21 protein-coding genes are annotated in these 19,084 nt (G+C 72.8%); 5 read left to right on the top strand and 16 right to left on the bottom strand.

The features are described from left to right. Nucleotides 1-103: 103 nt before the first annotated feature. The 6 genes from V2S66_RS26715 to V2S66_RS26690 all read right to left on the bottom strand — a co-directional run bounded on the left by V2S66_RS26715 (nucleotide 104) and on the right by V2S66_RS26690 (nucleotide 2,540). Nucleotides 104-475, bottom strand: a complete 372-nt coding sequence (locus V2S66_RS26715) for a hypothetical protein (RefSeq protein WP_330799227.1) — start codon at nucleotides 473-475, stop codon at nucleotides 104-106. Then, nucleotides 472-717 carry a hypothetical protein gene (locus V2S66_RS26710; RefSeq protein WP_330799226.1) on the bottom strand — a complete coding sequence of 82 codons (246 nt, stop codon included), beginning with the start codon at nucleotides 715-717 and terminating at the stop codon, nucleotides 472-474. Before V2S66_RS26710 ends, V2S66_RS26715 begins: the two co-directional genes overlap by 4 nt. A gap of 57 nt (nucleotides 718-774) precedes the next feature. Beyond that, complete coding sequence (locus tag V2S66_RS26705) at nucleotides 775-1,458, bottom strand: hypothetical protein (protein ID WP_330799225.1); 684 nt, start codon at nucleotides 1,456-1,458, stop codon at nucleotides 775-777. Next, on the bottom strand, nucleotides 1,455-1,844 hold the full coding sequence (locus V2S66_RS26700) for a hypothetical protein (protein ID WP_330799224.1): 390 nt from the start codon (nucleotides 1,842-1,844) through the stop codon (nucleotides 1,455-1,457). The genes V2S66_RS26705 and V2S66_RS26700 overlap by 4 nt, the downstream gene beginning before the upstream one ends. A 109-nt stretch (nucleotides 1,845-1,953) precedes the next feature. Then, on the bottom strand, nucleotides 1,954-2,220 hold the full coding sequence (locus V2S66_RS26695) for a hypothetical protein (RefSeq protein ID WP_330799223.1): 267 nt from the start codon (nucleotides 2,218-2,220) through the stop codon (nucleotides 1,954-1,956). Next, complete coding sequence (locus V2S66_RS26690; RefSeq protein WP_330799222.1) at nucleotides 2,217-2,540, bottom strand: hypothetical protein; 324 nt, start codon at nucleotides 2,538-2,540, stop codon at nucleotides 2,217-2,219. Before V2S66_RS26690 ends, V2S66_RS26695 begins: the two co-directional genes overlap by 4 nt. Before the next feature lie 204 nt (nucleotides 2,541-2,744). On the opposite strand from V2S66_RS26690, the gene V2S66_RS26685 reads away from it, so the two are divergent. After that, a complete protein-coding gene (locus V2S66_RS26685) occupies nucleotides 2,745-3,131 on the top strand; it encodes a hypothetical protein (RefSeq protein WP_330799221.1) in 387 nt (128 codons plus the stop codon). A gap of 156 nt (nucleotides 3,132-3,287) precedes the next feature. Further along, entirely contained in the window at nucleotides 3,288-3,473 is a 186-nt protein-coding gene (locus V2S66_RS26680; RefSeq protein WP_330799220.1) for a hypothetical protein, read from the top strand. A 59-nt stretch (nucleotides 3,474-3,532) separates the two neighbouring features. Here the strand turns inward: V2S66_RS26680 and V2S66_RS26675 are convergent, their stop codons facing one another. From V2S66_RS26675 to V2S66_RS26655, 5 genes are all read right to left on the bottom strand, one after another. After that, complete coding sequence (locus tag V2S66_RS26675; RefSeq protein WP_330799232.1) at nucleotides 3,533-4,426, bottom strand: tyrosine-type recombinase/integrase; 894 nt, start codon at nucleotides 4,424-4,426, stop codon at nucleotides 3,533-3,535. A 130-nt stretch (nucleotides 4,427-4,556) separates the two neighbouring features. After that, nucleotides 4,557-6,128 (bottom strand): RNA polymerase sigma factor, encoded by a 1,572-nt coding sequence (locus V2S66_RS26670; RefSeq protein ID WP_330799218.1) that lies wholly within the window; start codon nucleotides 6,126-6,128, stop codon nucleotides 4,557-4,559. A 255-nt stretch (nucleotides 6,129-6,383) separates the two neighbouring features. After that, entirely contained in the window at nucleotides 6,384-7,343 is a 960-nt protein-coding gene (locus tag V2S66_RS26665; RefSeq protein WP_330799217.1) for a FadR/GntR family transcriptional regulator, read from the bottom strand. A 104-nt stretch (nucleotides 7,344-7,447) separates the two neighbouring features. After that, nucleotides 7,448-9,310, bottom strand: a complete 1,863-nt coding sequence (locus V2S66_RS26660; RefSeq protein WP_330799216.1) for an ABC transporter ATP-binding protein — start codon at nucleotides 9,308-9,310, stop codon at nucleotides 7,448-7,450. Nucleotides 9,311-9,381: 71 nt separating this feature from the next. After that, the gene (locus V2S66_RS26655; protein ID WP_330799215.1) at nucleotides 9,382-10,116 is read right to left on the bottom strand and encodes an NUDIX hydrolase; all 735 of its coding nucleotides are present in this window, start codon (nucleotides 10,114-10,116) and stop codon (nucleotides 9,382-9,384) included. Between the two features lie 313 nt (nucleotides 10,117-10,429). On the opposite strand from V2S66_RS26655, the gene V2S66_RS26650 reads away from it, so the two are divergent. Next, nucleotides 10,430-11,740: an alpha/beta fold hydrolase gene (locus V2S66_RS26650; RefSeq protein ID WP_330799213.1), complete on the top strand. Its 1,311-nt coding sequence runs from the start codon at nucleotides 10,430-10,432 to the stop codon at nucleotides 11,738-11,740. Here the strand turns inward: V2S66_RS26650 and V2S66_RS26645 are convergent. Continuing rightward, nucleotides 11,652-12,899, bottom strand: a complete 1,248-nt coding sequence (locus V2S66_RS26645) for a DUF4192 domain-containing protein (protein WP_330799212.1) — start codon at nucleotides 12,897-12,899, stop codon at nucleotides 11,652-11,654. The two genes, V2S66_RS26650 and V2S66_RS26645, sit on opposite strands and share 89 nt — an antisense overlap. A gap of 134 nt (nucleotides 12,900-13,033) precedes the next feature. On the opposite strand from V2S66_RS26645, the gene V2S66_RS26640 reads away from it, so the two are divergent. Together V2S66_RS26640 and V2S66_RS26635 are read left to right on the top strand one after the other, a co-directional pair. Continuing rightward, nucleotides 13,034-15,223 carry a RecQ family ATP-dependent DNA helicase gene (locus V2S66_RS26640; RefSeq protein ID WP_330799211.1) on the top strand — a complete coding sequence of 730 codons (2,190 nt, stop codon included), beginning with the start codon at nucleotides 13,034-13,036 and terminating at the stop codon, nucleotides 15,221-15,223. Nucleotides 15,224-15,416: 193 nt separating this feature from the next. Continuing rightward, nucleotides 15,417-16,013, top strand: a complete 597-nt coding sequence (locus tag V2S66_RS26635; protein ID WP_330799209.1) for a hypothetical protein — start codon at nucleotides 15,417-15,419, stop codon at nucleotides 16,011-16,013. A gap of 27 nt (nucleotides 16,014-16,040) precedes the next feature. On the opposite strand, the gene V2S66_RS26630 is transcribed toward V2S66_RS26635, so the two are convergent. The 4 genes from V2S66_RS26630 to V2S66_RS26615 form a co-directional block, all read right to left on the bottom strand. Then, nucleotides 16,041-16,604, bottom strand: coding sequence for a hypothetical protein (locus tag V2S66_RS26630; protein WP_330799207.1), 564 nt, complete (start codon nucleotides 16,602-16,604; stop codon nucleotides 16,041-16,043). A 54-nt stretch (nucleotides 16,605-16,658) separates the two neighbouring features. Continuing rightward, nucleotides 16,659-17,345 (bottom strand): ribonuclease HII, encoded by a 687-nt coding sequence (locus V2S66_RS26625; protein WP_330799206.1) that lies wholly within the window; start codon nucleotides 17,343-17,345, stop codon nucleotides 16,659-16,661. A 48-nt stretch (nucleotides 17,346-17,393) separates the two neighbouring features. Further along, nucleotides 17,394-18,299 (bottom strand): ADP-ribosylglycohydrolase family protein, encoded by a 906-nt coding sequence (locus tag V2S66_RS26620; RefSeq protein ID WP_330799205.1) that lies wholly within the window; start codon nucleotides 18,297-18,299, stop codon nucleotides 17,394-17,396. 117 nt (nucleotides 18,300-18,416) lie between these two features. Continuing rightward, a complete protein-coding gene (locus V2S66_RS26615) occupies nucleotides 18,417-19,082 on the bottom strand; it encodes a phosphoglycerate mutase family protein (RefSeq protein ID WP_330799204.1) in 666 nt (221 codons plus the stop codon). Nucleotides 19,083-19,084: the final 2 nt, after the last annotated feature.

Genomic DNA, 19,084 nt, shown 5'->3' with positions numbered 1-19,084 from the left:
CGCCGGGCGCGCCGGAGTCGGCGGCCAATGGCGATGCCCAGCAGCAGCGCGAGCACAGTCCAAGCGGCGAGGACGAGCCCGGCGACGGTCAGGAGGTGCGCCATCACGCACCGCCCTTCAGGCCCAGAAGCGCCCGGTTCCAGTCCTCGGGCAGGTGCTCGGCCAGCAGCTCGGTCAGCCAGTCCGGGCGGGATACGAAGGTGTGTCCCTTGGCGGACGGGAAGGCTGTCTCCCACCCGTTCGACGTGATTGGCTGGCCCCGATCCCCGGACCTCAGGCGGCGCGGGCCGGTCACGTCGACGTAGGCCCATTCGCGGGTCTCGTCCGGTGTCTCGGTGCTGATCAGGATGATCCGAACGGTCTCCGGTATCACCGTGCGGCCGTTCCACGGGTCGGTCAGGTCCGAGGCACCGGACGCGGGGAAGATGACGCTGACCTCGGTCTTGATCTCGTAGTACTCGGCGTCGGCCATCATGCGTTCGCCCTCGCCCGGTGCCGGCCATGCGCCCGCAGCACCACGCGGGAGAGCAGCCACAGCAGCGCGGACACCGCGGCCACCCGAGCCGCCGCCCGCCACGCGGCCACCCGCTCCGCACCCTCCGCGAGCCCGGCGGCGGCCTCCTCGCGGTGCGAGGTGATGATCGTGGCGGCGGCGATCGTCGCGCCCAGAGCGACGACGTACGAGTCGAAGCGGAGGAGGATCAGCAGCTCACGCATCGCCGTCACCGCCCGGGGTCTCGATCGGCGGGTCGTCCTCGGGGAACCACACGGCGCTCATGCGGGCTCACCCGCCCCAGCAGCGCGGGCCCGGAACTGAACGAGGACCTGCTCGACACGTGCGAGGACCTGCTCCGGCTCGCGCCTCCAACCGATAGTCGCCTCGTCCAGATCGGAGGCGAGGTCCTGGATGTCGCCCGGGTCCAGCGCGGTCAGCCAGGGCAGGACCGGGCCGCCGCTAGCGACGGCGTGCCCCGCCTCGACGGCGAACTGCCGCTCGGCGGCCGCGTCGCGGAGTGCGGTGACCGCATCGTCGAGCGCCTCGTTCGTCGAGTGCCGCTCCGCCTCCAGCTCCGCGAGCCGGGTCCGCGCCGCCGCTCGGCCACGCCGCGCTGACCGGAGCGCCACCCGCAACCGCCGCGTGTCCTGCTCCTCCTCCCACAACGCGAGGCGAGCACCCGTCAACTCCTGCTCCGACTGCGCGAGGACCGCCCGCATCTCGTCCAGCTCCGCCACCAGCGCCGGCACGTCCTCCCGCGCGGCCAGAACGAACGCGAGATCCGCATTCGCCTGCTCACCCACACCGAAGTTGATGTCGCCCACACCCCGCAGGTACTCGCCCTGCAGGTAGCCGTAGAACGTCCGCGAAATACCCGGGCATGGTTCCCACGGGCCCTCGGTGGCGGCCTCCGCGCGGGCGGCGATCTCGGCGAGCCGCTCCGGGCTCAACGGGGCGCTCACGCCGCACCTGCCGCAGACCACTCCGACGGCATCCCGTCCACGCCCGGCGCCGCCTCACTCGACACCGGCACACACGCCGCGTACCGCTCCTGCTCGTCGGCGTCACCGAGCGCCCACACCCGCACCGTGACGCCCTGCACGCTGCCCTTGCCCTGGACGTACGGCCTCCCCGCACCCCCGTGGTCCGTGCGCAGCGACAGTGCCAACTCGAAGGCGTCCGCCGCGGCGGCGACGTCCTCAGGCCGCTCGTGCATGTAGACGGAGATCGACAAGTCGTCGCTCACGTCGACGCTGTTCGGGATGACCGGCGTCGTCGCGACGACGTGCTCCGCGGCGGACAGCGCCGCCATCAGCTGGACGCGTCGGTCGGTAGAGTTCTCGTTCAAGGCTCTCGCCTCTCTCTGTGTGATCGATCTGGTGAGGCGTGATGCCGATGGGGTCGCCCGCTTCTTGGCCGGACCGGGCGGCCCCCCGCACCACGCGGGGGTAGGTGGATCAGGCGGCGGTCTGCTGCGCCGCCTTCTTCTTGCGCCGTGTCTCTGCCGACTTGAGCTGGATGCGGGTGTAGAAGGCGTCCCGCAGGTGCTTGGCACGGCGCGCCCGCTCCTCCGGCGGCAGAACGCCCTCCGGGTCGGCCTCCCTCTCGAACCGCGCCTCGAATGCGCGGCGGGCCTTCGCGGTCCGCTCGGCCGGGTCGGCGGTGTTCGCCCAGCTGACGTGTGCGCCGAGCTTGGCGCGGAGCCTGCGCTCTTCCGGAGTCACCGGTTCTCCCCTTTCAGGGCGTTTGCGTTCGCGATCACGAACGCGGTTGGCGTGAAAAGAGCCCCCCTTGCGACCCCTACGGCCTCCGCGATGGCGCCGGCCTGCTCCCCGGTGACGTCCATCTGTTTGCCGTGGGTCATGGAGTCGAGCTTGCTTTTGCTGACACCCGTGGTGGCGGCGAGGCTACGTAGCGTGTGGCGCTGTCCGCCCTGGTCGGGGCAGCGCATCAGGCGACTGAGGAGCTGTCCGTCATTCAGGCGATAGCGATCTTTGCGCACGTCGTGTCTACCTCCGTTGTCCGCGTTCGCGAACACGAACATCTAAGCACAGCACTAGCCGCCGCGTCCAGCACTGCGCAGAGCTACAGTGACTTGTCCGCGCATCGCAGCGCTTTTCGGACTCTTTGGGCTGGCCACATGGCCGCGCGCGTTCGCGATCGTGGACAATGACCTTGCGCCGGACGGGTACACCCCACGGGTGAGCCGACACACCTGTCCCACCCGACGCGGACATGGAGCCACGTGATGACCTCGCAGCACGAGACGCTGACGGAACTCGTCGCCAGCGCCCTCGCGAACGGCCTCACCTACCGCGCGTTCCACGACCGAGCGGTCGACCCCGCCAGCGGCTATCGCCCGAGCATGGCGACGCTCCACAAGGTCTCAGAAGGTCGCAGCATCCGCGTGACGCCGGAACTGGTCTCCGCCATCGCCGCCGGCCTGCGCGTCGCCCCGCTCCGCGCACAGCGCGCCGCGTCGTTCCAGTACGCAGGGCTCCCTGCGACCGCGGTGGGCGGGGGCGAGGTGCTGCGCGAACCTGACGCTCCCCTGGTGCCCCTGGAGCCTGAACGCGCTCTCATTCAGGACTGGGACGAAAAAGAGGCCGACCAGCGCAACCATCAGGCGGGTTGAGTCGTCGTCATGATGTGTGCGGATTCACTCCGATCACTATGTGAATTTCACGTAAAGACGTAGAGTGATGTGACCTCGCCAGGGATCGAACGCTCGTGCGAAACCGGCATGCCCCCGGGGGGCAAGCTGGGTGAACAGGGGGTCACGTTGACACAGGTGCTCGTAGAGCAAGCAGCCCTCAGCGAAGGCAGCGTCCTGGTCTACAAGGACTACGAGAAGCACGTTCGAATGGCATACGACCCGGCCCGAACCACCGAGGAAGGAGCGCTGATTCTCCTGCGCGCCCGCCTCCCCCGTCTCGGCAACGGTCGCATCCGCGTCAAGCACCGCGCAGGAGTGTGACGCACCAAGCCCCCGACCACGGCTTCCCATCCGGAGCCGGGTCGGGGGCTCGCTCACGCCTACAGGTCCCCCAACTGCAACCGTCGCGCCTCCTCCACTGCGCGCCGCTCCGACGTCGCCCGCGTATAGCGATCGATCATCTCTCGGCGCGACCAGCCGGCAACCGCCATTAGGCCGCCCTCCGAGCCGCCGGCGGCCAGCCACCTCCCGGCCGCAGTGTGTCGCAGGATGTGCGGGTGGAACCCCTCCAGACCGGCCTTCTCAGCGCGGTAGACCAGGGCGCTGTACAGCCCGTCGTAGGAGAAACCCTTGCCTCGGTCCCCCAGCAGCAGCTCAGGGGCGTTCGCCAGGCGGTGGGAGCGGCGCAGTCGCAGGTACCGATCGATGGCACGAGTGGTCTGCGGCCCGATGGGCACCGTGCGGCCCTTCCCGCCCTTGCCCTTGCGGATCACGACGGTGCCCGCGGCGAGGCTGACGTCTGCGGTGCCGATGTTCACGACCTCGCCGGCGCGGGCGCCCGTCTCGATCATCAGGCGCACGATGGCCTCGTCGCGGCGCTCCCGGAAAGCGGGGCCCTGGCACGCTTTGACGAGCTGCCCGAGTTCATCCGTGGATAGTTCAGGAACAATCTTGCTATCCAGCTTCGGGGGCTTGAGGCCCACGATCTGGTCCGTTTCGATCTCGCCTTCCTCCGCGAGCCACGCGGACATGCGGCGGAGGGCCAGCTGCCGGGATCGGGCTGTTGCTGCTTCGGCGCCCTCGTCGAGGAGGGCCGCGACGAAGGCGTTGACGGTCGGCCGGTCGAGGTTCGGCGGAAGGCCGGTCTGCTCCGACCATGCGATGAAGCGGCGGATGCCGTTGCTGTAGGTCTTGATCGTCTGGGCGCTTTTTCGTTCGGCTCGCAGGTGGAGGATCCAGGAGTCGAGGAGCGTGGTGAGTTCGTCGGTGGTGATGGCGTCCCCCTGGGCACGGGGTCACGCTGAATCGCGTGGCCTGATATCTGGGCTAGTAGTCCTGTGCTCAGACAGTGAAGCGCCCCTGACCGAAGTTCGCAATGGTCAGGGGCGCTTTAGGGGTCGAATCTCAGTCCAGGTAGTCCCGGAGGACCTGGGAACGCGACGGGTGGCGCAGCTTGGACATCGTCTTGGACTCGATCTGCCGGATCCGCTCGCGCGTCACCCCGTAGACCTTGCCGATCTCGTCCAGCGTCTTGGGCTGGCCGTCGGTGAGGCCGAAGCGCATGGAGACCACGCCGGCCTCACGCTCGGAGAGGGTGTCGAGGACCGAGTGCAGCTGCTCCTGCAGAAGCGTGAAGCTGACCGCGTCGGCGGGCACGACCGCCTCGGAGTCCTCGATGAGGTCGCCGAACTCGCTGTCGCCGTCCTCACCCAGCGGGGTGTGGAGCGAGATGGGCTCGCGGCCGTACTTCTGGACCTCGATGACCTTCTCGGGGGTCATGTCGAGTTCCTTGGCCAGCTCCTCCGGGGTGGGCTCGCGGCCCAGGTCCTGGAGCATCTGGCGCTGCACGCGGGCCAGCTTGTTGATGACCTCGACCATGTGCACCGGGATGCGGATGGTGCGGGCCTGGTCGGCCATCGCGCGGGTGATCGCCTGCCGGATCCACCAGGTGGCGTACGTGGAGAACTTGAAGCCCTTGGTGTAGTCGAACTTCTCGACCGCACGGATCAGGCCCAGGTTGCCCTCCTGGATCAGGTCCAGGAAGAGCATGCCGCGGCCGGTGTAGCGCTTGGCCAGCGAGACCACGAGGCGGAGGTTGGCCTCCAGCAGGTGGTTCTTGGCCCAGCGGCCGTCCTCGGCGATGATCTCCAGCTCGCGCTTGAGCTTGGGCGCGAGCTTGTCGGCGGCGGCCAGCTTGTCCTCCGCGAACAGGCCGGCCTCGATCCGCTTGGCGAGCTCGACCTCCTGCTCCGCGTTGAGCAGCGGGACCTTGCCGATCTGCTTGAGGTAGTCCTTGACGGGGTCGGCGGTGGCGCCGGCGACCGCGACCTGCTGGGCGGGCGCGTCGTCCTCGTCGTCGTCGGAGAGCACGAAGCTCTCGGACTCCGTCTTCTCCGTCTCCTCGTCCGCGGCCTTGGGCGCGGCGTCCTCCAGGACGTCCTCCGCCTCGACGGCCTCGTCCTCGCCCGGCGCGGCGGCGGTCTTCTTCGTGGCCGCCACCTTCTTCGCGGGGGCCTTCTTGGCCGCCGCCTTCTTGGCGACGACCTTCTTCGCGGGCGCCTTCTTGGCTGGGGTTTCCGCCTCCACCGATGGCTCCACCGTGGTCTCGGCCTCGACCGCCGCCTCGGGAGCGGGGGCCTTGGGCGCAACGGTCTTGTTGACTGGGGCCGCCGTCTTGGTGGCGACCGTCTTGGTGGCAGTACGCTTCGCCGGGCTCTTGGCTGCGACGCTCTTGCGGGTGCGCTTCGGCGCCTCAGCGGCTGTCACCATCAGCGTCACACCCTCCTCGTCGAGGACCTGGTTGAGGCTGCGCAGAACGTTCTTCCACTGGGTTGCCGGAATCTGGTCCGCTTCGAACGCTCGACGCACGTCGTCGCCGGCGATCTGGCCCTGGGCCTTACCCTGCTCGATGAGCGCCATCAGAGACTCGGATTCGGCGATCTCGGACGGGAGCGTACGGGATGTGCTGGCCGACACGAACAACCTCTCGGAACGATGGGAACGACTCGGTGGTACCGCGCGGCGACTCAGCGCCAGACGAGATGCCGGGCATTGCGCCCGCGGGGGCCACCTCTTAAGTCATCGCACTGCCGCGCCAGGCGTTACGCCCAGCTTACGTGGCCCGAGTCACACCCCGAATCTCACCGTACTACCGCGAACCCGGGCATCTGCCACACACGGGGCCGCCGCCGGCCCCGGCTCTTCCGGGACCCGCGGCGGCCGAAGGCGCGGTCAGTGCTCGCGCGGCGGGGGGACGACCCGGTCGGCCGCGGACTGCTGGCCGACGGCCGGCTGCGCCGGGGCGGACTGGACGGGAACGGGCTGCGGGGCGGTGACCCGGCCGGTCGGCACCGCGAGCAGCTCGCGCATCGCCGCCTCGGCGGTGCCGCCGTCGGCCGCCGCGAGGGCGTCGACGATGCGGTGGTGGAGGCCGACGGCCGCGTCGCCCGGCCGCTCGCAGCCGGTGGCGGAACCGCCGGAGACGTGCAGCGCGGAGGAGACGATGCCGGACAGGTGGTCCAGCATCCGGTTGCCCGCGACCTGCAGCAGCAGGGTGTGGAACTCGGCGTCGGCCCGGGTGAAGGTGAGGGCGTCGCCCTGGGCGGCGGCGTGCGCCATGATCTCCGCCATGTCGGCGAGCCGCTGCTGGACGTCCTCACGCCCGTGGCCGGCGGCGAGCCGGGCGGCGAGCGGCTCGATGGTCCAGCGCAGCTCGAGGAGCTCGCGGCGCTGGTCGTCGCGCTGCGGCCCGAAGGCGCGCCACTCGATGATGTCGGGGTCCAGCAGGTTCCAGTCGCTGACCGGGCGGACCCGGGTGCCGACGTTGGGCCTGGCGCTGACCAGGCCCTTGGCCTCCAGCACGCGCAGCGACTCGCGCACGACGGTGCGGGAGACCTCGAAACGCTGGCCGATCTCCTCCGGCACCAGCGGGCGGTCCGCCCCGAGATCGCCGGAGACGATCATCTGTCCGAGCTGCTGGACGAGTTGGCCGTGCAGTCCCCGGCCGCGGCTGCCGCCGGCGCGGCGGCCGACCCGGCTCATGTCCGGCTCCACGCCCTCCCAGGACGTCAGCCCGGGACGGTCGGTGCCGGGGGCATCGGCGTACGGATAGCGGTCCAGCTCGCCCGGACCGGCGATACCGGAGTCGGCGGAGCGAGCCGCGGTCATCATGGAATGCGCAAGGGTACTCACGCATCCTTTGTCGGCGATGCCGATGCGCGCCTTGAGGGCTTTGCTGAAAAGCACACGAAAGGGTGAGCACTCATCACCTGATAATTGACGTTTATGTGGACGAATCACCCCTTCTTTCCGGTGGCCGGGACAGTTCGGCCGCCCGGAACGGGAGTTGGCCGGCGTCCGCGCCGCCGCCCGCGCAACGCGCTTGCCGCGTACGCCCCCACCAGTGCCGCCAGGCACAGCGCCAGGGCCAGCACCAGCGGTTGGGCGGCGAACCGCAGCACCCCCGACAGCGCGTTGGTGCCGCCCTGCGGCACTCCGCTGACCAGCGACCACAACGCGCCGCCCGCGTCCGCCAGTTCCCGGCCCGCGTGCGCACCGAGCAGCATCCGCACGGCGGGTACGGCCGCCAGCGGCACCGCGAGCACGGCGGCGATCCCGAGTGCGGTGGTACGGAACGCGGCCGCCGCCAGCGCCCCCGCCCAGGCGCATCCGACGGCGAGCGCGCCCCACGCGGCCAAGGTTCCCGAGGCCGCCGCCAGGTCCGGAACCGGGCCGGGGGCCACGCCGGTGCGCAGCAGCGCGACGTCGACGACCGCCGCCAGAGCGGCCAGCAGGAGGGCGAGCGCCGCGCCGACGGCGAGCTTGGCGAGCAGCAGGCGCGGGTGGCGCGGCTCGGGGCCGTAGCCGGGGGTCAGCGCGGGGTGGCGGAACTCCTGGCCGTAGCTGAGCGCGCCGAGCCCGCCGGCCCCGATCGCGGCGGCGGGCAGCGGGAGTTCGGGCGACCAGCCGGAGATCAGGCCGAGCCGGTCGGCCGGCGGGGTGCCGTACCGCGTCATCATCACGGTCCCGGCCGCCGAGCCGAGCAGCGCGGCGCCCATGCCCCACCAGGGGGTGGGCACCCCGAACCCGCGCCGCACCTCATAGCCGAACGGGCGGGCGGGACCGGTCCGCAGCCGCCCGCGGAGCGAGGGCCCGGCGGGCGCCCCGTCCGCGGCCGGGACCGCGATCCGGGCGGCGGTCTCGACCGGCGACTCCTCGGGCGACTCCTCCGGCGACCGGTCCGGCATCCGGTCGGGGGCGGCGGGGTGGGGCGTCTCCCATGGCGCTCCCGTGCCGGCCTCCTCCTCGCCCGCGACCCGGTCGGCGAGCTGGTGCAGCAGGATGCCGTGCCGATAGGCGGCCTCGCCGACGGCCGCGGAGCTGCTCCCGTAGACGGCGATGCGGCTGCCCCCCGCCGGGACCACCTCGGCGCCGCTCCGCGAGAGCAGTTCGGCGAGCCGCAGGGCGTACGGGGACCGCACCGCGACGTAGGGCCGCAGCCGGGTCCTGGCGAACTGCCCGGCGGACTCGTCGGCGACCAGCCGGCCTTCCTCCAGTGCGAGCACGCGGTCGGCGGTACGGGCCAGGGCGCGCGGATCCCGGCCCGTCAGCAGGACCGCGCCGCCGGCCTCGGCGTGGCGGCGGACCAGGTCGTGCACCCAGGCGGCCTCGCGGGGCGGCAGCCCGCGCACCGGGTCGTCGAGCACCAGCGCCCGGGGACGGGTGAGCAGCGCCACCGCGAACCCGAGCCTGCGGTCCATGCCGAGCGAGTACGTGACCAGCGGCTCGTCGGCGATCGCGTCGAGCCCCACCAGGTGGAGCAGGTCCTCGGCGCGGGAGTTCGGGAGCCCGAAGGCCGCGCAGAGCATCCGCAGGTGGCCGCGGGCCGATCTGCGCGGGTGGCAGGGCACGTCGCCGACCAGGGCGCCGATCTCCCGCTCCGGGTGGGGGAGTTCGTGCAGCGGACGGCCGTGGACGAGGGTCGCGCCGCGGCCGGGCTCGATGCCGAGCAGCAGGCGCACCGCGGTGGTCTTGCCCGCCCCGGCCGGACCGAGCAGGCCGGTCACCTCGCCCTGGCGGACGTCGAAGGTGAGGTCGGCGATAGCGGGCCTGGCGCGGCGCCGGGGCGTGGTGCTGGTCAATCCGATGGCCTGGATCACCCCAGCACCATAACGCCCCAATTACCATAATTCGGACACCGTGCTCCAGGATCGGACCTGTGCTGCGGTGATCAGACCTCCGGTCGCAGCATCGGCGGGTTCAGCAGGGTGGCGCCGCCGGCCCTGAACAGCTGCGCCGGCCGGCCGCCCTGACGCGTCGTCGTCCCCCCGGTGGGCACCAGGAACCCGACCGTGCCGGTCACCTTGCGGTGGAAGTTCCGCGGGTCGAGCGCCACGCCCCACACCGCCTCGTAGACCCTGCGCAGCTCCCCCACCGTGAACTCCGGCGGGCAGAAAGCCGTGGCGAGCGAGGAGTACTCGATCTTCGAACGGGCGCGCTCCACCCCGTCCGACAGGATCCTGCTGTGGTCGAACGCCAGCGGCGGCAGCTCACCGGGCGCCTCCTGCCCCCCTTCGGCGAGCAGCGTCTCCACCGGCGCCCACCGTGCGCTGCGCGCGTCCCCGCCGGCCCGCGGGGCCGGCAGGTCGGGCGCCAGCACCAGATGGGCGACGCTGACCACCCGCATCCGCGGATCGCGCTGCGGATCGCCGTACGTGGCGAGCTGTTCCAGGTGGGCGCCGTTCTGCGCGTGCAGTCCCGTCTCCTCCGCGAGTTCGCGCGCGGCCGCCTGGGACAGGTCCTCGTCGGCCCGCACGAACCCGCCGGGCAGCGCCCACCGGCCCTGGAACGGCGGCTCGCCGCGCCGCACCGAGAGCGCGCACAGCGCGTGCTGGCGCACGGTGAGCACGACCAGGTCGACGGTGACGGCGAAGGGCGGGAAGGCCGACGGGTCGTAGGGCGACATGCCGCGATCTTAGGCGTCTGCCTGACGATAAACAGCAGGATCCGGGCTGTTCGTGATCAGGTCGCGGAGAAAACGCCACCGGCCGACCACCGCGGCCCGCAGCCGCCGCGCAGGCCCCCGACCGCCTCGCCCGGCCGACTGGTCCGGCCCTCGCCCGGCGGCCGGTCGCACCCGGGCGCCCGAGCGTCGCCGGCGCGCGGGCACACCGCACCGGCCCCCTCCACCCGCAGGTCACGGCAGGTCTACCGTTCATGGAAGGGAGCCGCCGCTCCCCCCGCCACCCGCTCGCTTCCGCATCCAACGGAGATCTTCCATGGCCGTCCACCGCCAGCCAGGCACCGTGCTCACCGACCACACCTTCGCGGTCCCGCTGGATCACGACGCGCCCGACGGGGAGCGGATCGAGGTCTACGCGCGGGAGGTCGTGGCGGCGGGCCGGGCGAAGGAGGACCTGCCATGGCTGCTGTATCTCCAGGGCGGTCCCGGCGGCCGCTCGCCGCGACCGCTGGGCCGTGACGGCTGGCTCACCCGCGCGCTGGACGACCACCGCGTGCTGCTGCTCGACCAGCGCGGCACCGGCCGGTCCACGCCGGCCACCCGCCAGACGCTTCCCACCCGCGGTGACGCGGCCGCCCAGGCCCGCTATCTGACGCACTTCCGGGCCGACTCCATCGTGCGGGACTGCGAGATCGTCCGCCGCGGCCTGCTGGGCGAGGACGGCCGGTGGAGCGTGCTCGGCCAGAGCTTCGGCGGTTTCTGCGCCGTCACCTACCTGTCCTTCGCGCCGCAGGGCCTGCGCGAGGTGCTGATCACCGGCGGGCTGCCCGGACTGCGGTCCACCGCGCACGACGTCTACCGGGCGGCCTATCCCCGGATCGAGCGCAAGAACCGCGCCCACTACGACCGCTACCCCGGGGACGTGGAGGCCGTGCGGGCGGTGGTCCGGCAGCTGGCCGAGCGCGAGGTGACGCTCCCGGGCGCGGGCCGGCTGACGCCGGAGGCGTTCCAGTCCCTCGGGCTGATGCTGGGCTCCGGCAACGGCTCCCACACCCTCCACTACCTGATCGAGGACGCCTTCCTTTCCACGCCCGCCGGGCCCGTCCTCTCCGACTCCTTCCTCTGCCAGGTGCGGGACCACCTGTCCTTCGCGGGGAACCCCCTCTACGCCGTCCTCCACGAGGCGATCTACGGCCAGCGTTCGGTGTCGGCCGGCGGCACGGGGTGGGCCGCCGAGCAGGTCCGCGGGGAGTTCCCGCAGTTCGACGCGGCGGCCGCGCTCGCCGACGGCGCTCCGGTGCTCTTCACCGGCGAGACCATCCACCCGTGGATGTTCGGCACCGATCCGGCGCTGGCACCACTGCGCGAGACGGCGGAACTGCTCGCGCAGCACGAGCAGTGGCCCGACCTTTACGCCCCGGACCGGTTGGCCCGCAACGAGGTGCCGGTGGCCGCGGCGATCTACCACGACGACATGTACGTCGACACCGCCGACTCGCTGGCCACGGCCGCGGCCATCCGCGGCTTGCGGACCTGGGTCACCGACGAGTACGAACACGACGGTCTCCGGGTGAGTGGCGGCCGGGTCCTCGACCGGCTCCTCCGGCTGGCCCGCGGCGAGCTGTAGCGGCGGCGGCGACCACCCGTTTGCGGCGCTCGCGCCGCAGGGACCTGCGCAGCAGTTCCGGGTCGAGGCCGGCGTTGACGGCGTGGTGCAGCAGTCGCGCGAAGGTGTGGTGGCCGTCGAGGTCGAGGGCCAGCCCGAGGGCGGCGCGCGCCTCGGCCTCGTCGCCGGACGACCACGCCACCCAGCCGGCCAGTGCGAGCAGCGCCGCGGCGTGCTCGGCGTAGGGTCCCGCGCAGCGGCGGGCCAGCGCGCGCCACAGCCGCAGCGCCGCGTCCGCCTGGAAGGGCTCCATCCACTCCGCCACCCGGTCGCGGGCCTCCTTGTCCTGGAGGCCGAGGATGATCGAGGCGGCCTCACCGTCAGCGAGCAGCCGGTCGTCCCGGCGGTCCGCGCGGACCTGGTCGGCGAGCGCGGGAGCGGAGCGGAACCGCTCCAGCGCCGCGTGGGCCAGGGCCAGGGTGCGTTTCCTGATCGCGTCCTCGCTGTCGCGGTCGGCCAGCATCCGCGGCACGAGTTCGGCCGACGCCGCGTCGAGCGCGATCTCGTGGCCGCGGTGGCGTGCGGCGGCTGGCCTGAGGCGGCTTTCGAGGTCCCGCAGGGACGCCGGGGCGGGCAGCCCGACGTAGGCGGCGGTGGCTGCCATGGCGGTGCTGCCCGGTGGTGGCAGCGCGCCGCCCTCGGCCGTCGCCGCGGCGGGTTCGGCCGCCGTGTAGGACCACCATCGGCCGGCGCTGACGCACAGCGCCTCCACGACCGGGACCTCCCGTCGCCCGCAGGCGAGGCGGAGCTGCTGCGCCAGCGGCCGCAGGCGCTCCATCACCTCGGAGGACCGCTCGCCCTCGCGGGGGTCCTGGCAGAGGAAGGCGACGACGGCGTCCGGCGGCGGGCCGTGCCGGGCGCTGTTCCTGAGCAGGCAGTCCGTGAGCTGGTCGGCCACGTCGGGCCACGTTTCCGGATGCTCCGGCAGCCCGAGGCGCACCCGCCCGCCGAAGCGGCCGTGCTCGCCGTGCAGGGCCACCAGGACGGCGCTGTCGGTCGGGTGGAAGCCCATGAGGTACGGCAGGGCGTCGGCCAGCTCTGCCGGGCCGCGCAAGGTGACCTCGACCTCGGCGAGCCCGCGTGGTGACTTTCCGTGCTGAATTCGGTTGCTCTGTGTCATGACTCGACGATGGCGCATCCGGCACGATCCGCGCCAGACCCCCCAAATGCCTGTGGACAAACTCGCGGCCGCGTTGTCCACAGGTCGCGGACCGGAGTTGGCGGGATGTCGGTGCGATCGGGTTGCATGGGGCCATGACCGATTCGACAGGCGCGCTGCGTCAAGCGGCCGACACCGTACTGAGCCGACTCGTCGGCGCCGAGCCGGGCGCCGCGCGGCTGCGCGAGGACCAGTGGCGGGCGGTCGAGGCCCTCGTCGCCCAGGGCCGCAGGACGCTGGTGGTGCAGCGCACCGGCTGGGGCAAGTCGGCGGTCTACTTCGTCGCCACGGCGTTGCTGCGCGAGCGCGGCGCCGGGCCGACCGTCATCGTCTCGCCGCTGCTCGCGCTGATGCGCAACCAGGTCGAGGCGGCCGCCCGCGCGGGCATCCGCGCCCGCACGATCAACTCGTCCAACACCGAGGACTGGGAGGCGATCCAGGCGGAGGTCGCGGCCGGCGAGGTGGATGTGCTGCTGGTCAGCCCGGAGCGGCTGAACAACCCGGACTTCCGCGACCAGGTGCTGCCCAAGCTCGCCTCGACCACCGGCCTGCTGGTCGTCGACGAGGCGCACTGCATCTCCGACTGGGGCCACGACTTCCGGCCCGACTACCGGCGACTGCGCACGATGCTCGCCGACCTGCCGCCCGGCGTGCCCGTCCTCGCCACCACCGCCACCGCCAACGCACGGGTCACCGCCGACGTGGCGGAGCAGCTCGGCACCGGGGTGCGGGACGCGGACAGCCCCGACAGCGAGGGCGCGCTCGTGCTGCGCGGCACGCTGGAGCGCGAGTCCCTGTCCCTCGGCGTGCTGCAACTGCCCGACGCCGCGCACCGGCTGGCCTGGCTCGCCGACCACCTCGAATCGCTGCCGGGCTCCGGCATCGTCTACACGCTCACGGTGGCGGCCGCCGAGGAGATCACCGCGTTCCTGCGGCAGCGCGGTCACGCCGTCGCCTCCTACTCGGGCCGCACCGAGAACGCCGACCGCGAGGCCGCAGAGGCGGACCTCCTGGCCAACCGGGTCAAGGCGCTGGTCGCCACCTCGGCGCTCGGCATGGGCTTCGACAAACCCGACCTCGGCTTCGTCGTGCACGTCGGCTCGCCGTCGTCGCCGATCGCCTACTACCAGCAGGTGGGCCGGGCCGGGCGCGGCGTGGAGCACGCCGAGGTCCTGTTGCTGCCCGGACGTGAGGACGCGTCCATCTGGCGGTATTTCGCCTCGCTCGCCTTCCCGCCGGAGGAGCAGGTCACCCGCACCCTCGACATCCTGGCGGCCGCCGACCGCCCGCTGTCCGTGCCCGCGCTGGAGGCCCGCGTCGATCTGCGCCGCTCCCGGCTGGAGATCATGCTCAAGGTGCTGGACGTCGACGGCGCGGTGCACCGGGTGCGGGGCGGCTGGACGGCCACCGGCCGGCCGTGGGCCTACGACGCGGAGCGGTATGCCTGGGTGGCCAGGCAGCGCGAGGCCGAGCAGGACGCGATGCGCGAGTACGCCCGCACCACCGATTGCCGGATGGAGTTCCTGCGCCGCCAGCTGGACGACGAGCAGGCCGCGCCGTGCGGCCGCTGCGACAACTGCGCGGGGGCGCGCTTCGCGCTGGAGGTCTCGGCCGGCGCGCTGGACGCGGCGCGGGCCGCACTGGGCCGGCCTGGGGTGGAGATCGAGCAGCGCAAGATGTGGCCGACCGGGATGGAGGCCGTGGGAGTCGCGCTCAAGGGCCGTATCCCGGCCGGCGAGCAGGCGCGCCCCGGCCGGGCGCTGGGCCGGCTCTCCGACATCGGCTGGGGCAACCGGCTGCGACCGCTGTTCGCCCAGGGCGCGGCCGACGGGCCGGTGCCGTCCGACGCCGTCGACGCCGTGGTGCAGGTGCTCGCCGACTGGGCGAGGAGCGAAGGCGGTTGGGCCGGCGGCGCACCCGACGCGCCCGGCCGCCCGGTCGGTGTGGTGACGGTGGCCTCCCACCGCCACGGCCTGCTGGTCGAGTCGCTGGGCGCGCGGATCGCCGAGGTCGGGCGGATGCCGCTGCTGGGAAGGGTCGACTACGCCCCGGACGGCGACCCCGGCGGCGTGCCGCGCAGCAACAGCGCCCAGCGGGTCAGGGCACTGCACAGCGCCTTCACGCTCTCCCCGGAGCTGACGGCGGCCCTGGCGGCCGCATCCGGCCCCGTGCTGCTCGTCGACGACTTCGCGGACACCGGCTGGACCCTCGCGGTGGTGGCGCGGATGCTGCGGCGCGCCGGGGTGCCGGAGGTGTTCCCGCTGGTCCTGGCCGTGCAGGGATAGGCCACGCCATGCCACGCGGACACGGGGGATCTAACCGGCAGACAGGCCCATACCGGTCGACGGCCACCAATTGCCCGTTGCCGCATGGCAGTACGAGAGGAAGAATTGGGCCCGGATCCCCGACCGGCTCTTCGAGCCCCCTGACCGGTGTGCGCCCGCGCCCGGTCCACGGGTGCATCCCGAAGGGAGGACCGTGACCATCGGCTTCGTTACGGCGTCGTCCGCCTCCACCTCCTCCCTGGTCTCGAGAAACCTGGAAACCGCCGAGTGGGCGGACGCGGAGGTGCCGCTGCTGGCGAACCCCCGCGAGGTGATCAAGGACCTGCACGGGCTGCACCGGCCGTCGCCGCCCACTGCGATCGTCGCCGTCTACGACCCGGACGGGCGGATCAGGGCGAGCGCGTCCTTCGCCGGCCGGGTCGGCGTGGTCGACGGCTGGGAGCGGCGCAACGCGCTGCTGTCCCACCTGCGCCGCGTCATACCGCACGACCTGCGGCTGCGCCGCCCAGCGAGGACCGCGGTGCTGCTGGTCTGCCGGGACGGCTCGCCCGGCTGGACGGCCGAGGACGGCGCCTGGATGTGGGGGCTGCGGGACGCCTGCGTCCTGCACGGCCTGCGCTGCGGCTCGTACGTGACGCTCACCGCGGACGGCTGGAACGTGCTGGGCGAGAACCGCAGCGGGCGCACGCCGAACTCAGCCTCCAGACCGCGGAGCACCGGGACCACGGCGCCGGCGCCCGCACCGTCCGGTGGGGCGCCGGAGCCCGTGCGCCAGGCCGCCGTGTACTGAGCCGTCGCGGACCGGAGCCCGGCGGGCTCAGGCGCTGGCGCCCAGCATCGGGTTGATCCGCGCCGGATCGCCGCACACGATGAGCAGCACGCCGGCGCGGGCGAGGGCGCCGCCCAGGCCACGGGCCAGCTCCTCGTCGTCGCCGCCGTTGACCGCGACGACCACGACGGGGCGTCCGGTCGCGCGGGAGGCGTCGATACCGGCGTAGAAGACGTCGTCCGCGGCGTCGTGCTGCGCCCAGTAGGACGCCTCGCCGAAGGTGAGTTCATGGGCTGCCCACGGATGCTGCTCTCCCGTGGTCAGGACCAGGATCTCGCCGGGCGCGCGGCCGGTGTCCAGCAGCAGGTCGACCGTCTCGTCGACTGCGTCGACGGCGCCGTCGAGGGGGGCGGGGATGAGTTGGAGCTGCGCGCCCGCGGGTTCGGGGGTGCGCTGCTGCGGCACCGGTCGTGGTGCTGCGGGCCGCGGGGCCGCGGGTCGCGGCGGACCGGGGACAGGACGGGGGGTCGACGCGCTGCGGCCGCTGAGCGGAGCAGTGCGGGGACCCGGGACGCTCTCGTGAATCTGAGGCTCCTCGGGGATGAGAGGCATGAGTTGATGTCTATCAAACGCGCCGGGAAAGCGCAGCGGGGGGTGGGTCCCGCATCAGAAATCGAAACCGAGTTGTTCCCCGCCGTCGGCGCCGTCCCTGACCTTCTTCAGATGCTGCCAGCGGGGCAGTGCGTCCAGGTAGGACCACGACAGGCGGTGGTGACCGGTCGGACCGAACTCCTCCAGGGCCGCCCGGTGGACGGGAGACGGATATCCGGCGTTCTCGGAGAAGGCGAAGGGGGTGCACTGCGCGCCCAGTTCGGCCATCGCACCGTCCCGCTGCACCTTGGCGATCACCGAGGCGGCCGCGACAGCGACGCAGGACTGGTCGCCCTTGATCACGGTGCGCACCGTCCACGAGCCGCCCAGGTAGTTGTGCTTGCCGTCGAGGATCACCGCGTCGGGCCGCTCCGGCAGGGCCTCCAGGGCGCGTACGGCGGCCAGCCGCAGCGCCGCGGTCATGCCCAGCGCGTCGATCTCCTCGTTGGAGGCGTGGCCGAGGGCGTACGAACTCACCCAGTCGGTGAGGACGGCGGCCATCTTGGCGCGGCGCTTGGGGGTGATCAGCTTGGAGTCGGTCAGTCCCTCGGGCGGCCGGCGCAGTCCGGTGACCGCGGCGCACACGGTGACCGGTCCGGCCCAGGCGCCGCGGCCCACTTCGTCGACACCGGCGACGGTGCGGACGCCGAGCTTGGCGCGCATCGAGCGTTCGACGCTGTGGGTGGGAGGTTCGTACGGCATGACAGCCTCAGCCTACCCCGCGCGAATCCGCCGTCCACAGAGGGTCGATCAGGCCGGTACGGCCCATTCCGGGAGGCTTTCGGTCCGTTCCGTCCAGTCCGCCGGCGGCCGGCCGCCCGGCCGCCCCGCGACGATCCCGCCGACGATCGCGCAGGTCGTGTCGACATCGCCGCCGGCGCGCGCGGTGACCCAGAACGCCCGCTCGTAGTCGTCGAGATGACGCGCCGCGGACCAGAGCGCGAAGGGCACGGTGTCGTGGGCGCTGGTGCGCCGGCCGCACCCCAGCACGGCCGCCACGGTGGCCACGTCCGCGTAGTCGAGCATGTCGCGGGCGCGGCGGATCCCGGCGTGCACGGCGCTGCGCGGCACCAGGTCGAGCACCGCGCCGAGAAGCGCGTCGGGGGTGCGCGGGCCGTCCGGGTCCGCGACGAGCGCGGCGGTCGCCGCCACCGCCATCGCGCCGACGACGGCCTCGCGGTGCTGGTGCGTGGTGTACGCGGAGATCTCCGCCTGGTGGGTCGCCTGTACCGGGTCGCCCGCGTACCAGGCGCCGAGCGGCGCGACGCGCATGGCGGCGCCGTTGCCCCACGACCCCTGGCCGTTGAAGAGCGCGGCGGCCAGCTCGCGCCAGTCGGCGCCTTCCTGGCGGATCTGCCGCAGCATCCGGTTGACGGCGGGACCGTAGCCGCGGTCGAAGTCGTGGTGGACCGCGAAGGACATGGCGAGCGCGTCCTGGTCGACGCGGTCGTGGGCGGCCAGCACCGCCAGCACCGAGCAGGCCATCTCGGTGTCGTCGGTCCACTGCCAGGGGCCGGGGGGCAGGGCCCCGCTCAGCAGCGCGTCGTAGTTGGCGGGGACGAAGAACTGCGACCCCAGCGCGTCGCCGACGGCGAGTCCGCGCAGGCTGGCCATGGCGCGGTCGAGACGCCCGGCTCGGGCGCTGTCCGCGATCATGACGCCGACAAATCTGGCTTCATTCGAGGCATCGTACTGACCGGCGCACGCGAGGACGACCGTCGGCTGCGACCTGCCGGAAGGTGTCGCCAGGGGCGGCGGCGGGTTCGGCGGGACTCAGCAGGGCAGTCCGCCGCCGGGCGGCCCGGGGGTGCCCCAGCGCTCGAAGGGCCGGTCGAGGTGGTAGCGATCGGCCCGGTCGAGCAGGAGCATCCGGGTCTCGCCGTTCGCGGGGTTGGAGAGCGTCTCGAACTCCTCGACCGTCCAGTGGAACCACCGCATGCAGAACAGCCGCATGGTGAGCCCGTGCGTGACCAGGAGCACGTTCGGCGGGAAGTCGGGCCGCTCGAACGCCCTGTACAGCGTCTCCAGGAAGGACCCGATCCGGTCGTAGACGTCGGCCCCGCTCTCCCCCATGGCGAACCGGTAGAAGAAGTGCCCGTAGGAGTCGCGGGCCTTGCGCTGGCGGTGGATGTCCTCCACGTCCTGCCAGTTGCCCCAGTCCTGCTCGCGCAGCCGGGGCTCCTCACGGGCCTGCACCAGCCGCGGGTCGAGCCCGAGCGACCGGTAGGTGCGCCAGGTCCTGCGGTACGGGGACACGAACGCCTGGACGCGCTCCTCGCCGAAGACCGCGCGCAGCTTCACCCCGGCCAGCTCGGCCTGCCTGACGCCCTCGGAGGTGAGGTCGAGGGCGTGGTCGGGGACGCGCTCGTAGATGGTGTCGTCCTCGTTGCCCTGGGACTCGCCGTGGCGGATCAGCACGATACGGCGAGGACGTCCCATGA

It is taken from the genome of Actinacidiphila polyblastidii (assembly GCF_036353415.1).
Classification (GTDB): domain Bacteria; phylum Actinomycetota; class Actinomycetes; order Streptomycetales; family Streptomycetaceae; genus Actinacidiphila; species Actinacidiphila polyblastidii.
Note: the sequence above shows the minus strand (reverse complement) of the source record. Positions and strands in the feature narration are given on the sequence as shown.

Coding starts and splice junctions, on each gene's coding strand:
- V2S66_RS26650 (WP_330799213.1), top strand. CDS start 10,430: ATGGCCGTCCACCGCCAGCCAGGCACCGTGCTCACCGACCACACCTTC.
- V2S66_RS26615 (WP_330799204.1), bottom strand. CDS start 19,082: ATGGGACGTCCTCGCCGTATCGTGCTGATCCGCCACGGCGAGTCCCAG.
- V2S66_RS26620 (WP_330799205.1), bottom strand. CDS start 18,299: ATGATCGCGGACAGCGCCCGAGCCGGGCGTCTCGACCGCGCCATGGCC.
- V2S66_RS26685 (WP_330799221.1), top strand. CDS start 2,745: ATGACCTCGCAGCACGAGACGCTGACGGAACTCGTCGCCAGCGCCCTC.
- V2S66_RS26690 (WP_330799222.1), bottom strand. CDS start 2,540: ATGTTCGTGTTCGCGAACGCGGACAACGGAGGTAGACACGACGTGCGC.
- V2S66_RS26630 (WP_330799207.1), bottom strand. CDS start 16,604: ATGCCTCTCATCCCCGAGGAGCCTCAGATTCACGAGAGCGTCCCGGGT.
- V2S66_RS26645 (WP_330799212.1), bottom strand. CDS start 12,899: ATGACACAGAGCAACCGAATTCAGCACGGAAAGTCACCACGCGGGCTC.
- V2S66_RS26710 (WP_330799226.1), bottom strand. CDS start 717: ATGCGTGAGCTGCTGATCCTCCTCCGCTTCGACTCGTACGTCGTCGCT.
- V2S66_RS26625 (WP_330799206.1), bottom strand. CDS start 17,345: ATGCCGTACGAACCTCCCACCCACAGCGTCGAACGCTCGATGCGCGCC.
- V2S66_RS26640 (WP_330799211.1), top strand. CDS start 13,034: ATGACCGATTCGACAGGCGCGCTGCGTCAAGCGGCCGACACCGTACTG.
- V2S66_RS26655 (WP_330799215.1), bottom strand. CDS start 10,116: ATGTCGCCCTACGACCCGTCGGCCTTCCCGCCCTTCGCCGTCACCGTC.
- V2S66_RS26715 (WP_330799227.1), bottom strand. CDS start 475: ATGATGGCCGACGCCGAGTACTACGAGATCAAGACCGAGGTCAGCGTC.